At 35.1% G+C, this 15,799-nt stretch carries 11 protein-coding genes and 2 pseudogenes; 10 read left to right on the top strand and 3 right to left on the bottom strand.

What is annotated here, in order from left to right:
- Positions 1–294: 294 nt before the first annotated feature.
- Together lepA and ltrA are read left to right on the top strand one after the other, a co-directional pair.
- Positions 295–2,130, top strand: a complete 1,836-nt coding sequence (gene lepA, locus LI951_RS02555) for a translation elongation factor 4 (protein WP_324254773.1) — start codon at positions 295–297, stop codon at positions 2,128–2,130.
- Positions 2,131–2,846: 716 nt separating this feature from the next.
- On the top strand, positions 2,847–4,121 hold the full coding sequence (ltrA, locus tag LI951_RS02550) for a group II intron reverse transcriptase/maturase (protein WP_229441162.1): 1,275 nt from the start codon (positions 2,847–2,849) through the stop codon (positions 4,119–4,121).
- A 133-nt stretch (positions 4,122–4,254) separates the two neighbouring features.
- Here the strand turns inward: ltrA and LI951_RS02545 are convergent.
- Positions 4,255–5,414, bottom strand: a pseudogene (locus tag LI951_RS02545) (IS3 family transposase).
- Positions 5,415–5,828: 414 nt separating this feature from the next.
- Here LI951_RS02545 and LI951_RS02540 point away from each other — a divergent pair.
- From LI951_RS02540 to LI951_RS02515, 6 genes are all read left to right on the top strand, one after another.
- Positions 5,829–6,026 carry a class II bacteriocin gene (locus LI951_RS02540; protein ID WP_202069389.1) on the top strand — a complete coding sequence of 66 codons (198 nt, stop codon included), beginning with the start codon at positions 5,829–5,831 and terminating at the stop codon, positions 6,024–6,026.
- Between the two features lie 51 nt (positions 6,027–6,077).
- Positions 6,078–6,338, top strand: a complete 261-nt coding sequence (locus LI951_RS02535) for a bacteriocin immunity protein (RefSeq protein ID WP_229441281.1) — start codon at positions 6,078–6,080, stop codon at positions 6,336–6,338.
- Between the two features lie 104 nt (positions 6,339–6,442).
- Entirely contained in the window at positions 6,443–6,589 is a 147-nt protein-coding gene (locus LI951_RS02530) for an EntF family bacteriocin induction factor (protein ID WP_202069388.1), read from the top strand.
- Between the two features lie 74 nt (positions 6,590–6,663).
- Entirely contained in the window at positions 6,664–7,911 is a 1,248-nt protein-coding gene (locus tag LI951_RS02525; RefSeq protein ID WP_202069391.1) for a sensor histidine kinase, read from the top strand.
- Between the two features lie 14 nt (positions 7,912–7,925).
- The gene (locus LI951_RS02520) at positions 7,926–8,678 is read left to right on the top strand and encodes a response regulator transcription factor (protein WP_202069387.1); all 753 of its coding nucleotides are present in this window, start codon (positions 7,926–7,928) and stop codon (positions 8,676–8,678) included.
- A gap of 1,060 nt (positions 8,679–9,738) precedes the next feature.
- Positions 9,739–10,797 (top strand): IS30 family transposase, encoded by a 1,059-nt coding sequence (locus LI951_RS02515; protein WP_229441160.1) that lies wholly within the window; start codon positions 9,739–9,741, stop codon positions 10,795–10,797.
- A gap of 151 nt (positions 10,798–10,948) precedes the next feature.
- On the opposite strand, the pseudogene LI951_RS02510 reads toward LI951_RS02515, so the two are convergent.
- Both LI951_RS02510 and LI951_RS02505 read right to left on the bottom strand, forming a co-directional pair.
- Positions 10,949–11,228, bottom strand: a pseudogene (locus tag LI951_RS02510) (hypothetical protein).
- Between the two features lie 513 nt (positions 11,229–11,741).
- Positions 11,742–11,969, bottom strand: coding sequence for a hypothetical protein (locus LI951_RS02505; protein ID WP_202069399.1), 228 nt, complete (start codon positions 11,967–11,969; stop codon positions 11,742–11,744).
- 267 nt (positions 11,970–12,236) lie between these two features.
- On the opposite strand from LI951_RS02505, the gene LI951_RS02500 reads away from it, so the two are divergent.
- Positions 12,237–14,390: a peptide cleavage/export ABC transporter gene (locus LI951_RS02500; protein ID WP_229441159.1), complete on the top strand. Its 2,154-nt coding sequence runs from the start codon at positions 12,237–12,239 to the stop codon at positions 14,388–14,390.
- Between the two features lie 16 nt (positions 14,391–14,406).
- Entirely contained in the window at positions 14,407–15,774 is a 1,368-nt protein-coding gene (locus LI951_RS02495) for an HlyD family secretion protein (RefSeq protein ID WP_202069394.1), read from the top strand.
- Positions 15,775–15,799 lie beyond the last annotated feature (25 nt).

Raw genomic sequence — 15,799 nt, 5'->3', positions numbered from 1 at the left:
CGCTTGAGTTTTCAGACACACCCTAAGTATATCAAAAAAAGATGAAACATACAGACGATAGGCTGGAATAACGGGAATTTACTTTTTTTCAGGATACAGTGAGGCATTGCTGATTCTAAAAAGTGAATAGTTCGAGAACAGTGTTTATATGCTGATTTAGCGGTTGTTTTTTTAAGCCGTTAATTTTCTGAAAAAATGATTTTCCATAACTGCTGCTTTTGGTGAAAGTTCTTTAAATCTATGAAAAACCTTGTTATAATGATAACTGCTGATTGAAAAGAAATGAGGAAGACAATGAATATAAATGAAATGAAACAACGACAGGAGAAAATTCGTAATTTTTCGATAATCGCTCATATTGACCATGGGAAATCAACGCTGGCTGACCGAATTCTGGAAAAGACAAATACAGTGACGTCCAGAGAAATGCAGGCACAGCTGCTGGATTCTATGGATTTGGAAAGAGAGCGCGGAATTACGATTAAATTAAATGCAGTTGAATTGAACTATACAGCTAAAGATGGTGAAATGTACATCTTCCATTTAATTGATACCCCGGGGCATGTCGACTTTACGTATGAAGTCTCCAGAAGTCTGGCTGCCTGTGAAGGAGCAGTTTTAGTTGTTGATGCTGCACAGGGAATTGAAGCACAAACACTTGCCAATGTTTATCTGGCTTTGGATAATGATTTGGAAATTTTACCGGTGATTAACAAAATTGATTTGCCGGCTGCTGATCCGGAACGGGTTCGTCAGGAGATTGAAGATGTGATTGGAATTGATGCCAGCGAAGCAGTGCTGGCAAGTGCGAAAGCAGGAATCGGAATCGAGGAGATTCTTGAACAGATTGTGGAATATGTACCTGCTCCGGATGGAGATGTAGAAGCGCCGTTGAAAGCATTGATTTTCGATTCCGTTTATGACAGCTATCGTGGAGTTGTACTGAATGTCCGAGTGATGGATGGAGTAGTTAAACCAGGTGACAAGATTCAGATGATGAGTAATGGTAAAACTTTTGATGTTACTGAAGTCGGTGTCTTTTCGCCAAAAGGAATTGCCAGAGATTACTTAATGGTGGGCGATGTTGGCTATATTACTGCCAGCATTAAAACAGTTCAGGATACACGAGTTGGGGATACAGTGACTTTAGCAGATAATCCGGCTGAAGAAGCATTGGACGGCTACAGAAAAATGAATCCAATGGTTTATTGCGGACTGTATCCGATTGATACATCCCGGTATAATGACTTACGAGAAGCACTGGAAAAACTGCAGCTGAATGATGCGGCGTTACAGTTTGAACCGGAAACATCTCAGGCATTGGGCTTTGGTTTCCGTTGCGGATTCTTAGGTTTACTGCATATGGATGTAATTCAGGAACGCCTGGAAAGAGAATTTAATTTGGACTTGATTACAACTGCTCCGTCTGTTATTTATCATGTAAATAAGACAGATGGAACAAAAGTTGTGGTTGATAATCCGGCAGAATTTCCCGAACCGGTGACCATTGAATCAGTTGAAGAACCTTATGTAAAAGCACAGATCATGGTCCCGAATGAATATGTTGGTGCGGTGATGGAGCTGTCACAGCGTAAGAGGGGCGAGTTCATCACCATGGATTATCTGGATGATTACCGCGTAAATGTGGTGTATTATATTCCTTTATCAGAAATTGTCTTTGATTTCTTTGACAAGCTGAAATCAAGTACCAAAGGCTATGCCTCCCTTGATTATGAAATGAGTGACTATCGTGCAAGTCGATTGGTGAAAATGGATATTCTGTTGAATGCCGAGAAAGTCGATGCACTGAGCTTTATTGTACACAGAGACTTTGCCTATGAACGCGGAAAAGCGATTGTTGAGAAGCTGAAGAAACTGATTCCTCGTCAGCAGTTCGAAGTACCAATTCAGGCTGCTATCGGACAGAAAATTGTTGCCCGTTCTGACATTAAAGCGCTGCGTAAAAACGTACTGGCTAAGTGTTACGGCGGAGATGTTTCCCGTAAACGCAAACTTCTTGAGAAACAAAAAGAAGGGAAGAAGCGAATGAAACAAATAGGATCGGTCGAAGTGCCGCAGGAAGCCTTTATGGCAGTTTTGAAAATGGACGAGGACGAGCCGAAGAAATAGCTTATTTAAAATTGAAAAGCCTATTAAATTAGCCTTTTCGAGTGGTGGAAAATCTGTGATTTACCTGTTTAAAAAAGTTTAAACTGTCATTTGGTTGTCACGGTGATACTCAAATTAACAAAAATGGAATATTTTCCTTGAAGGTTTTTAACCATCAGCGTATGATGAAAGCATCTCATAAGGAGGTGCTTTTTTCAGTGCGCCAGGCATGGCGACTATCTAGGTGGTGAAAGTCCACTGCGAGGGTACACATCGACCAATCGCTAGAGAAACACAAGGTGGCATTCGTGAGGATGTGGCTGAAGGAAGCGTGTATCAAATTCTTGGCTCGACGAACAGAAACCTGATACCAAGGCTCGGTAAGTGGATAAGGTTCCTGAACAAACCAAAGTCCAAAAGATGTGCGTAAACTTATCGGGTAAATCAGGCGAGTAAAAGAGGAAAGTTAGTCGTCTTACCCTGGGAGGTCTCACGGACGACTGAGGAGAACCCTAATAAGAAAGTCGGTCGAAAAAGGTTTATCGTGAGAAGTCAGCAGAGGTCATAGTAATGGAATTTTTTTCCCATGAAGGACCGAACAATTTATAATGTTTCTACACCACGAATGCGTGAAAGAGTTAATTCTGAATGTGTTAATAAGGAAAGTATGAGCGTATCTCAAAGGATAATCAAAAGAGAATAATCTTTCGCTACGTGACAGGAAGGAAGAAACGAGTATGGAACTTTTAGAACAAATCTTGAGTAATCAGAACATGAACCAAGCTTACAAACGTGTTTACCGTAATAAAGGGGCAAGTGGAGTAGATGGAATTACAGTGGAGGAATTGAAGGAGTATCTTCGTGAACATAAAGAGGAGCTGCGTTCTCAAATTCGCCAACGTAAGTATAAGCCACAACCAACATTACGAGTAGAAATTCCAAAAGAAAATGGAAAAATGCGTCAATTAGGTATTCCGACTGTAGTAGATAGAGTGGTCCAACAGGCAATCAACCAAATACTAGGTCCAATGTTTGAAAAACAATTCAGCGAATACAGTTATGGATTTCGTCCGAAACGTAGTTGCGAAATGGCGATTATTCAAGCAATAGAGTATCTGAACGATGGCTATGACTGGGTAGTTGACATCGACTTGGAACGTTTCTTCGATACGGTTCATCAGGATAAACTCATGCGAATCATTTCCTACACTGTGAAGGACGGGGACGTCATTTCACTGATACGTAAATACTTGGTAAATGGTGTGATGGAGGATGGAAAGTATGTGGAGACGCCTGTGGGTACACCACAAGGAGGGAATCTCAGTCCATTATTAAGCAATATCCTGTTAAATGAACTGGATAAAGAGCTGGAAGCAAGAGGATTGCGATTTGTCCGCTATGCCGATGACAGTTTGATTTTCGTTAAGAGTGAGAAAGCGGCAACACGAGTATTGAACTCAATGACACACTTTATTGAAAAGAAACTGGGACTGAAAGTGAATGCCGAGAAAAGCAGAATCTCCCGCCCCAACAGGACCAAGTTCCTTGGATTTGGCTTCTACTTTGATACAAACACCAAGAAGTATCAGAGTAGACCTCATAAGGATTCAATCAAGAAGCTTCAACGAAAACTCAGAAAACTAACGAAGAGAAACTGGAGCGTTTCGTTGGATGAGAGAATCACCAAACTGAATCAGGTGATAAGAGGTTGGGTGAATTATTTCCGTATCGCGAAGATGAAAGGTAAATTGGTAGAAATTGACCAAAAACTCTGCTCGAGGCTCCGTGTTATTATCTGGAAACAGTGGAAGAATAATGGTAAACGCATTCGATCACTCGTTCAACTGGGGATTCCAGAGGAAGAGGCCAAAGGGCTCACCTATTGTCGAAAAGGGTATCGCTACATTGGGTTATCCAAAGTTGTTCAACGAGCACTCTCAAATAAACGGCTTGAGCAGAGAGGAATACCGTCTGCTCTTGGACATTATCTAAAAGTACACACTGAAATATAAATTGAAACGCCGTATACGCGAACCGTTCGTACGGTGTTGTGAGAGGGGCGGAAAGTTAGCTAACTTTCCCCTCTACTCGATTGTCTGAAAACTGAACAAATGTCAATAAAGTAGACACAAAAAGAGCAAATACCTAGTGAGAATCAAAGTATTTATCCTCCATTTCATTTGGTGTAAGCATATTTAGGGTGCCGTGAGGGCGTTGGGAGTTATAGAATCCTTCGATGTACTCAAAGTATGCCAGTTGTACTTCTTTGAGAGAAGAAAAAAACTCTTCTGTTGAGTTCCTCTTTTTTCATATATTTGAAAAAAGCTTCTGTGACAGTATTGTCTCAAGGATAACCAGGTTTCGATAATGACTGAACAATAGAATGATCCTCTAAATATTGTCTGAATTCAAAAGAAGTATACTGAGAACCTTGATCTGTGTGAAAAAGAACAGAAGTCTTGAGCTTCCTAGTTTGAATGGCTTTTTCTATTATTGTAATAGCCAAAGCAGTATCTATTTTTTTGCTGACAGTCCAAGCAATGACTTTTCTGGAAAATAGATCTAGAATCACGCAAAGGTAAACAAAAGATTTTTCCCAAATAGGAATATAAGAAAAGTCACTAGTCCATACTTGATTCGGTGCTGGAGGATTAAAAGCTTGTTTTAAATAGTTTGGGCGCTTCAAAGAAACCTGACTTTTGGTCGTTTTAAAGATAGGTTTCACTGTAGACATTTCAGGTAAATTCATGGTACTCATTAAACGATAGACTCGACCAATACTTAATAGAAATGCCATAGTCACGTAGAAGCATACGTCTTACTTTTGCAGGACCTACTCGTTTTTTAGAAGTCGTATAGATTTCTAAAATGATCGTTCTTAATTATTGATTCTCTGCTATTCTAGGAGCTATTTTTCCAGAAAAACGTTTGTAGTAAGTCGAGCGATTGACTTTAAGAACCCTGCAGAGAGTGACAACAGAGTGCTCATGTCATAGAATACGAATCGCGCTTAATCGTTTGTTGAGTGTGGCGTGAATATGGCAATCGCTTTTTTTTAGGATTAGATTTTCTTCCTCCAATTGGAGATTTCTTTTCTGAAGTTGTTTAATCTGACGAGCCGTGAGGATCGTATCGTCATCGATTTTAACTTCAGAATATTGTTTCACCCATCGAGCGACAGAAGATAGGGCAATACCATATTCTTTAGCTAATACGTTTTGTGATTTTCCACTTTCATAAAGTTTTACGATTGATTTTTTAAATTCCTCGTCAAACTTTCGCTTTGTTTTACGTTTGTCTACCATGATCAAAAGTCCTTTCTTAAATAGTGTCTAATTTATTAATAGTATAGCAAAAAAGCTGTCTACTTTATTAGCATACATGCACAAGTGGTCGTATTCATTATGTGACACAAGATATGAATTAACCCGATCATTACTTGTTGTTTGGAGAAGAAAAAACAAATGATGTGACTCGTTTTATGTTGATTCAACTTAAGATGGATCAACAGGTGAAAAAGATTGATGCAATTAAGGTTTATTATGTACGAAGTGCGTTTTGAAAAAATGTAGAAGAATATATCTAGTTTATATACTTAAAAATGTTTAAATTTTTTATTCAGGAATTATTTTACTGTGTTTCAAGAAGGAATTGTTTTTTGAATTCTAATGAATGCTAAAATGATGGCCTAAAAACATTAATTTAGGAGTGATTAGATTATGAAACATTTAAAACCATCGTCTATTAAAGAGACACAACTTATCTATGGAAGAACAACTCATAGTGGAAAGTACTATGGAAATGGAGTTTATTGCGCTAAAAATAAATGTACAGTCGATTGGGTCAAGGCAACTACTTGTATTGCAGGAATGTCCATAGGTGGTTTTTTAGGTGGAGCAATTCCAGGGAAGTGCTAAAATAAAAAAAATGCTAAATAACTTGTTCATGAATTATATAATGAACTCTCGATAAGTAAAGATCCTAAATATTCTGATATTCTTGAGGTTTTAAAAAAGGTATATTTAAAATTAGAAAAACAAAAATATGAATTAGATCCCAGTCCTTTAATAAATAGATTGGTAAATTATTTATACTTTACTGCTTATACTAATAAAATAAGATTTACTGAATATCAAAAGGAATTAATAAAAAATTTGAGAAAAATCGGAAGAACTGCTGGTATAAATGGTGTATATCGAGCAGATTATGGAGATAAATCTCAGTTTTAATTGTACTAATAATATTAAAGCTGTCTCAAAATTTTTTAATTAGAAAAATAGGTATATTGAATCAGCGCTATAAAAGGTATTTATATTTTTTAGGGGGAATTATAATGGATAAAAAAAATAGACTGAATACTAAACAGTGTTCAGATCAAGAGCTAAAAAAAATTAAAGGAGGGAATAAATCTGGAAAGCAAGGAATACCAATGTCAAATTTAGCACAGTGTGTCTTTACACTATTTAAAAAGTGTAGTTAATAATTTTTTATGTTATTCTATGATCAGGAGGTGTTCTCTTGATTACTATCGATACAAAGGCTTACTTATTGAGAATGTTTGTGGGCAATTGTTTCTTTTTTCTTTTGTACTATATGATTGATCCCAGTCTTAATAAGAAAAAATACTTGCTTATGTGCTTATTGTTACCTCTTACTTTTTTTGTTGAATTATTTACTGATATTTCTGAAGTTCTACCTATAATTGGAGGTTACTTTATATTAAAAGAAAAAAATAAAAGTAATATAGTACTTTTGAATAAATTACTTTTGTGTATGCTTACCTATGATTCTATATCCCTAGTTAGTTCATTAACTATGACCTCTATATTTTCATTTGAAGGAATAAAGGGATATGGCTATGTTTTGTTTCAAATAATGCTCGATTGTTTATTATTATTGATTTTTATTTTTCTATACAGGAAATTAGATATAAGCAAGATTGTTGAACAGTACAGTTCTAAGATTACTGCTATATTCATGATTTATTTACTTACAATTGGTTTATTTGTTTCATATGTTGCTCATCAATATCAAGTATTTGATCATTTTGTGTTTGGTGTCTTAGTATTTTTAATCATTCAAATGTTTGTTGTTCTGTTTTTATTTATTAGAATAACCATTAGGCAACGAGAACAATATGAACAGCAATTGAAAAGAAAAGAATTGGTTTATCTGAAAAAATATACTGACTCACTGGAAAAAGACCAAGAAAAATTTGCTAAATTTAGACATGACTATAAAAATCTATTGTTGAGTTTAAAGGAAATTGCCAATCAAAATCATGATTCACTATTAGAAAAGGAAATAAAAGAATTAGAAATCTATTCTAATTATTATCTAACCAATAAGTTTGAATATCGTTATTTAAAGAATATAAAAAATGATTATTTGAAAAGTTTGTTTATAGCGAAGCTATACCAAGCAAATAATAATAAAATTTGTTGTAAATTCGAATGTCCAAGTACTATTGTTGAAGTTCCTGTTCCAATATTCGACTGTATTAGGGTACTTGGAATTATTCTTGATAATGCAATTGAAGCATCTACAGAGAGTCAAGATAGAGAACTGTCTCTGGCTATTTACCGAGATGATAAACAGATAGAAATTTCGATATCGAATAGTTGTAAAGAGTTACTACTCTCTATAGATACTCTAATGAAAAAAGGAATAACAACAAAAAAGGGACATCAAGGGTTAGGATTATCTAGTATAGAGGAAATCAATAAAAAGAATCCCAATATGTTTGTGAACTATCAAAACGATCCGTATCAATTTGCTACTCAAGTTATTTTGTTATTTTGAGGGAAGGAGGATCTATGAGTTATCCAATAATATTATGTGAAGATCAAATTGTACAATTAAATCAGTTAGAACGAATTATTGATAATTTCATTCTTTTTCACGATGAAGTATTTAAGATAGTATTGAAAACGCAAAGTCCGTTAGAAGTTAAGAAATATCTCAAACAATTCCGACCAAAGCAAGGAATATATTTTTTAGATATTGATTTAAATCATGAAATTGATGGTATAGAATTAGCAGAAGTAATCAGAAAATATGATGTTCAAGCAAAAATCATTTTTACAACTACACATGATGAGATGTTACCCGTAACGATAAAAAGAAGAGTTGAAACGTTAGGATTTGTAACAAAAGATCAAACACTAGATGAGTATCGAAACGAGATTGTTGAGTTATTGTTATTAGCTCAAAAAAGGATAGATGCGACAAAACAGGTTACGAATCAAGCATTTGTTTTTTCCATAGGTTCTCAAACATTTACTTTTGATATAAATGAAATTTATTTTGTAGAAGCTTCAAAATTACCACATAGATTGTCATTGTGTACTAAAGAAGGGCAGTACGAATTTTATGGAAAAATTAGTGAGTTTGAAAAGAAATATCCTATGTTAACAAGAATTAGTCGAGCGTGTTTAGTAAATATCTTTAACGTTAAAGAAATAGATTTTAAAAAACGTTCACTATATTTTGATTCAGAGTTGGTCAGAAACTTTTCTTTAGGGAAAGCGCAAAAAATTAAGGAGAAGTTGAAGGAAAATACTGTGTAGTAATTTTTCTTCAGGGATAGGAGATATGGAGTACAGAAATAAAAATCTACTGTTAGGCGAGTTTAATATAAACCTTGAAGTAACCGAGAATATAATATTAACTGTGTAAGTAGTCACTAATCCTAACCATGTGGGCGCTTCACAGTTTTTCTTTCGCCTTTTATCATTTTAAGTTTTTCAGAATACAGTGGCTTTTTTTTTATTGATTGTTGTTTCATAGTCAACATTCTCTCTTTAATAATGAATGTAGTATGTCATAGTTTTAAATTTAAAATGGAAGGTATTCCTGAACGAGGCATTTTAACCAGATAACTTGTTTAGGAAGAAAATCTTAGGGTTCAGGAAAGACTTTACTGTTAACCAAATACGTATGTTACAGTAACACCCTGGTAAAATATTATTTAAAGGAGCGTGTTTAAACATGCAAAATGTTAAGGGGTTGACTATTAAAGAAATACAATAAGTTTCTGGAGGTGGTTGGCAAACAATGTCTTTTACACCTAATTCGGATAACCCGTAGGAGCAAGTTCCTGCATGCCGCCCAGACATGCGACGAGCATTCGAAGAAGCGTAGGAGCAAAGCCCCTCCATGCTTCGAGGATCGGAACGAAGTCCTTCAATTCTTAATGGCTCTGCCGTTTAGAAATTGATGAGATCGAAAGGAAGTGTAGTGTAGTGAGAACCGTAGACGCAGAAAAACGGCTACAGCGTAATGTTTTGTCTCGAGAATCGTTAGACTCGTAGAGACAGCAGTTCTGGAAATAAATCACTATGATTGACTTGTCAGAGTAGATGATGCATGATACCTACCTGGTTCTTGAGACAGCACACTTCTGCTCCTGCGGTTACTCGTCGCATGGAGAAGCATTGTCACAACTTCCTTATAAAAATAGTATTGGGAATTTGTAGATTTACTATTCACTGAATTAGATTATTTTATAATGCTTCTGAAACGCAAATTTTATAATCAAGTTAGCCACCTAAAAAATAAAAAAACATCCTAGTGAAAAATCGTGTATTATTGAGGTTCCAACACCAATCAATAAGGAGACTTTTCACTATGACTTATACACATTCTACTATAGAACGCAGGAAAGGAAAACACCTAACTTCCATTGAACGGGGAAAAATCGCCGGCTGGCTGGAAGAAGCTCTTTCTCATGGTGAAATAGCTCGTCGAATCGGTGTTAATCGGCAGACCATCAGTAACGAACTTGCTCGTGGAACGGTTGAACAGGTGCGCAAAGTCAATGGGATTAAGCACTTCTCTATGAAGTACGACCCGGAATTCGCTCAGAACCGCTATGAAATCAAGCGACAGAACTGCCACCGTCCCTGCAAATTTGTCCAAGTACGATCTTTTTTAGCCTACTTCGTTAAGTTGTTCAAAACGGCGGACTATGCACCGGATGTCGTTGTCGGCACCACCAAACGTACCGGACTGTTTTCTCCTGAAGAGATGGTTTGTACAACCACCTTATACAAGTACATTGATGCCCAGCTTTTAGAAGTCAGAAACATCGATTTAAACTGTCAGGTCAGCCGAAAACGTACCAAGAAATACACCCGTAAAAATAAGAAAGTGTTGGGTCAAAGTATTGAAGAACGGCCTGCCCACATTGAAGAGCGTCAAGAGTTCGGTCATTTTGAAATCGATACAGTCATCGGAAAGCGTGGAGGGGCTGAAACGACTCTGCTTACGTTAACTGAGCGCAAAAGTCGTTTTGAGATCATCCGGCTCATTGACGGTAAAGACGCTGACTCTGTGGCCTATGGTATCCGACAGCTAATCAAAGAGTACGGCAGCCGTTCCTTCAAACGACTCTTCAAAACAATTACTTCAGACAATGGTTCAGAGTTCACCACACTGGCTGCCACATTGAAAGGTTACTGTGAAGTCTATTTTACGCACCCCTATACTTCTTGTGAACGAGGGACGAATGAGAATCATAATCGCATGATTCGCCGAAAGATCCCAAAGTATGAGAGCCTGGAACAGTATGGGCGTAAAGACATTCAACGGATAGAAGATGGTATGAATGACTTACCAAGAAGAATTTTAGGGTATCAACCCCCCAGACAACAATTTGAACAAGAAGCTTTTATAGTTGTGAGTTGATTTGACAGTGAGCCTCTTGGAATGTGGCTTAAGTCTGGGAAGTCTGGCGGATACCAGACTGTCCTGATCAGACTACCACACACCAACTCACAATCAAATCAACAACGGAACGTAGAGATAACAGACATTTTTCACTTATTTCGAAAAGTGGCTAACTTGTTCTTGAAATTTGGGAATGCTTCTGAAAGTATTTTTTTGAAACTAGTTTGTGATTAGTTATGTCTAAAAAATCTCCTATATCCTCCATAGAATACATAGCGTATCCACTAAATTCTCCTCCAATAGTGTTTACAGCTCCAATTTTTAGATTTTCTTTAGTCGATGGATTTTAAAGCAGTTATTAAAATTTTTAGTCTATTATCAGACCAGAAAAGGTAAATCTTTAAAAATGCTTCTTTTACCCATGTAGGTTGTTCACTCGACTTACTAATCTACCATATATCAGCTGGTTTTCCTTTATATAAAGTTTTCATAAAATATTTTCTTTTTTGCTTTGTTTACTATGGATTACAAGAATTCGGAGTTCCATCTTGTCCATATGGACCGCAGCTATGAGCTTTGAAATTTTTAGTCTTTTCTCCGTTTAACTCTTTGGGAGTTGGCGAAGTGGCTAATCTCCAAGAAGTCCAGTAAGTGCATCAGCCCAGAATCCACCAAAAATTTGTTTCAATTTTTGATTAGAAATTTGCTTAACATTCTTCATAAATAAGCACCTCTAATTTTGTTTTCTTGATTTATGCTACTTGTCTCTATATTTTTCTATAAAAAATGTAATAAGACTTACTATCACTGAAAATAAGATTATAAGATTTAGTTTCCATGGATAGCCAGATAAATTGCCGAAAAAATAGATTATTCCAACTGTAAAAAAGAAGTTGAATAAAATTTCTCGTATACGAAGATAGATTTTATTCATAAATTTTTCCTTGCCTCCTTACTCAAAATTATCCTCCATTTCGATTGAAGCAACCATTTTTTGACATATGACTTATTTCGGCACCTAAGCCACCAACTAATGCAAAAGGTCCTAATTTCCAATTCTTTACAGTGCCAGTTATAGCCGCGCCATAGGCACCAGCAACACATGTATTTAAGTATTTTCCCTTGCTCCATTGTCCACCACCAATAGTTTGTTGCATTTCAACAGTACTTAGTTCTTTAACATTTTGCATGTTTAAACACGCTCCTTTTTAATTATTTTTGGTACTAGTAAACAATACTATAGTTCATTTGTATACAGTAAAAATCTTCCTGAACCTTATTAAATTTATTCTTGAATAGTTAAAATGCTAAATAAATTTAATTCAAGAATGAAAAAGGTGGTGTTCAAGAACTGTTTTCAAATTTTTTGTTGAATCATGAGACAATATTTTTACCGCATTTAAGCTATATTGAGGATTTTTCTAAAAAAATTTTTTAGAAGGAGTTGTGTTAGATAAGTGATAAAATCATTTCCTTTTGTGCACCAACAAGATGAAAAAGATTGTGGTGTTGCCTGCCTTTCGATGATTTTAAAATATTTTAAATCTGATATTCCGATTCATAAATTAAGGGATCTATCTGGGACAGATTTAGAGGGGACTTCAGCATTTGGTTTGAAAAAGACATTTGAAACATTATCTTTTGATTGTATGGCTATTCAAGGTGATAGTAAGATCTGGAAGGAAAGAGATCTTATCTTACCATTAATTGCACATATATTGGTTGATAATAGCTATATGCACTATGTTGTAATTTATAAAACGAAGGGAAATGTACTATGGATTGCAGATCCTGCGAATGGAAAAAATAGAAAAATGATTGAAGAGTTTGAAAAAGAATGGACAGGTATTCTTTTGATACCTATCCCTAGAGAAACCTATATGCCTATTAAAGAAAAAGTAGCTGGATTAAGTTCCTTTTTGCCTATAATTTGGAAACAAAAAGGATTAGTATTCCATATCGTTTTAGCGTCGATTTTCATTACGTTTTTTGGGATAGGGAGCTCATACTATTTTCAAGGTATACTTGATTTCTTCATTCCTAATCAAGCTCGTTCTACCTTAAATATAATTTCCATTGGATTGATCGCTGTCTATTTATTTCGGGGATTGTTTGAATACAGCCGAAGTTATCTTCTTATTATTTTAGGACAGCGAATGAGTATGGCAATTATGCTTCAGTATTTCAAACATGTGTTAACTTTACCAATGAATTTTTTTGCTACGAGAAAATCAGGGGAAATTATTTCTCGTTTTCTTGATGCCAGTAAGATTATTGATGCTTTAGCAAGTGCAATGTTATCAATATTTTTAGATATCGGTATGGTGTTGCTTGTTGGGATTACCTTAGCTATTCAGAATAGTACGTTGTTTTTAATCACTCTATGCTCGTTGCCTTTTTATTTAGTTGCAATATTGGCTTTCGTGAAAAGCTATGAAAAATCGAACAGGGAAGAAATGGCAGCCGGTGCAACTGTAAATTCTAGTATCATAGAAAGTCTTAAAGGAATAGAAACAATTAAAGCATATAGCGGTGAAGAGAAAGTATATAACCGTGTAGACCATGAATTTGTCAAATTAATGAAAAAATCATTTCGTACGGTTACGCTTGATAACATTCAACAAGGAATTAAACATTTGATTCAATTAATCAGCAGTGCATTAATTTTATGGTTAGGTTCTTATTTCGTTATGGATAATAAGATTAGTCTAGGGCAACTTATCACATACAATGCCTTACTAGTTTTTTTCACAGATCCTTTACAAAACATTATTAATTTACAAGTGAAAATGCAAACGGCTCAAGTTGCAAATAATCGTTTAAATGAAATTTTTGCGATTGATCCAGAACAATCGAACCAGTCTTTTGAATATATGATTTCTGAACAATTATTTCAACAAGATATTACTGTAAAAGACGTTTCATTCTCGTATAGCATGAAGGTACCCATGTTGAACGAAATTTCATGTACAATTCCTTCGCACAGTAAAATGGCTATAGTTGGAGTTAGTGGTTCAGGAAAATCAACCCTTGCAAAGTTATTTGTTCGTTTTTATGAAGCAACAGAAGGATCGATCCATTATGGAGACATTAATCACTTAGACATTCCTTTTCAGATATTGCGTGATCGAGTGACATATCTGCCTCAAGAGTCATTTTTCTTTAGTGGAACAATCATTGAGAACCTTATATTCGGTTTAGATAGCCCACCAAGCTTCGAACGAATAATAGAGGTTTGTGAGGTAGTACAACTAAATGAATTTATTAATCAACAGCCATTACGTTACGAGACATTGTTGGAAGAAGGTGGAAATAACCTTTCAGGAGGACAAAGGCAACGATTAGCCATAGCACGGGCTTTATTAAAAGATCCAGATATATTAATTCTAGATGAAGCAACTAGTGGATTAGATACTTTGTTAGAACATACAATTATGAATTATCTACTCAATTTAAAAGAAAAAACTATTATTTTTATTGCGCATCATTTACCAATAGCAAAAGCATGTGATCAAATTTTAGTTCTCCATGAAGGCTGTTTGGTGGAAAAAGGAACGCACGATGAACTTCGTTTTGCTGAGGGTATCTATCAAAAATTATGGGAAATCTAGGAGAGGTAAGCGATTTATGCAGAATAATAATTGGTTAGAACATTCTAGTATCTATACTAAGCAACATCATAGCTTCTACCGTTGGGTGTTATATCCTGTAATTCTTTTTTTATGTACTATTGGATTGTTTTTAACCTTTGCTAAAAAAGAGGTTGTTATTCGGACAACGGCTCAATTGAGCCCTGAAAAAATAGAGAAGTTACAAGTGCCATTAGAAGCTAAAATAATGGAAAACTTCTTAAAAGAAAATCAATTTGTTCATAAGGGCGATGTGTTGGTTAGATTTGATTGTTCTTTAATAGAGAATGAAAAGACTCAGATAGAACAAGAAAATCAACGTATTACTCAACAAATAAAGATGGCTCAGCTATTTATTGAAAGTATAAGTAAAGGAGAAAATTTATTTTCAACGGATGATAGTTTTGGCTACAGTAATCAAGTAAAAAGCATATTGTCAGAAAAAGAATCAATTCGCTACGCTTTGAAGCAAAGTGAATTAAATGATCAAAAGCAATTAGAAGTATACGAAAAGACAAATAGACAACTAGAAAAACAAATTGAGAGTTCAGATAGTAAATTACAAGAATGGCAACAAGTGCAGGTAGCTTGGAGTAATAATCAATCATTAAAAGGATTCTCAGAAGAAATGATGTCAAACTATGAGAATTGGCAGCAGCAACTAAATAATGTTTCTGATGAGCAAAAAAATCAAGTAAAACAGACAATTTCAGCGAGCATAAATGAACAAATTGAGCAACTAAAAAAAGAAATAGAACAGTATCAGTTAGAAAAAGCTAAATTAGTTAAACCAACTACTTCTGAGAATGACCGAAAGAGTCAATCTGAAAAAGGAAAGCAAGAGATAGAACAAGTAATAACAACTGTAAAACAAACACTTACAGAGCTAAATGAAAAACAAGAAAAGAACCAGTCTGTTATCAAGAGTTTGGACGATCAACTTTCACAAGGAGTACTAAAAGCGTCTGTATCTGGAACGATTCATTTAAATGAAGATACAAAAGGACAAACAGAACTAGCCAAAGGAACAGTGCTTGCAGAAATTTATCCAGTCCACGAAAAATCAAAAATGATATTTACAGCATTTTTACCTGCGAATGAAAGTACCTATATTAAAGAAGGTATGAAAGTTCATTTTAATTTGGATCAAAAAGGTGTTGCTCCGATTACGATCGATGGAACTTTGGATGAAATTTCAGAAAATTCTATTGTAACTGAGAAAGGTGCATTTTATACAGTAAAAGGATCCTTAAAAACAATTCAATCAATACCGTTTCGTTATGGATTAACTGGAGAGTTGTCTTTAATTGTAGGAGAAAAAGTATATTGGCAACAAATTGTCGATGTGTTTCTAAATAAAAAATAATTATTTTCACTAAGAACACAGGAGG

Origin of the sequence: Enterococcus sp. BWT-B8, assembly GCF_020567625.1 — a bacterium.
GTDB lineage: Bacteria > Bacillota > Bacilli > Lactobacillales > Enterococcaceae > Enterococcus_L.
This window is presented reverse-complemented; position numbering and strand designations above follow the sequence as displayed.

Excerpts from the sequence above, each read along its gene's own strand:
- lepA (WP_324254773.1), top strand. The coding sequence starts at position 295 with ATGAATATAAATGAAATGAAACAACGACAGGAGAAAATTCGTAATTTT.
- ltrA (WP_229441162.1), top strand. The coding sequence starts at position 2,847 with ATGGAACTTTTAGAACAAATCTTGAGTAATCAGAACATGAACCAAGCT.
- LI951_RS02540 (WP_202069389.1), top strand. The coding sequence starts at position 5,829 with ATGAAACATTTAAAACCATCGTCTATTAAAGAGACACAACTTATCTAT.
- LI951_RS02530 (WP_202069388.1), top strand. The coding sequence starts at position 6,443 with ATGGATAAAAAAAATAGACTGAATACTAAACAGTGTTCAGATCAAGAG.
- LI951_RS02525 (WP_202069391.1), top strand. The coding sequence starts at position 6,664 with ATGTTTGTGGGCAATTGTTTCTTTTTTCTTTTGTACTATATGATTGAT.
- LI951_RS02520 (WP_202069387.1), top strand. The coding sequence starts at position 7,926 with ATGAGTTATCCAATAATATTATGTGAAGATCAAATTGTACAATTAAAT.
- LI951_RS02515 (WP_229441160.1), top strand. The coding sequence starts at position 9,739 with ATGACTTATACACATTCTACTATAGAACGCAGGAAAGGAAAACACCTA.
- LI951_RS02505 (WP_202069399.1), bottom strand. The coding sequence starts at position 11,969 with ATGCAAAATGTTAAAGAACTAAGTACTGTTGAAATGCAACAAACTATT.
- LI951_RS02495 (WP_202069394.1), top strand. The coding sequence starts at position 14,407 with ATGCAGAATAATAATTGGTTAGAACATTCTAGTATCTATACTAAGCAA.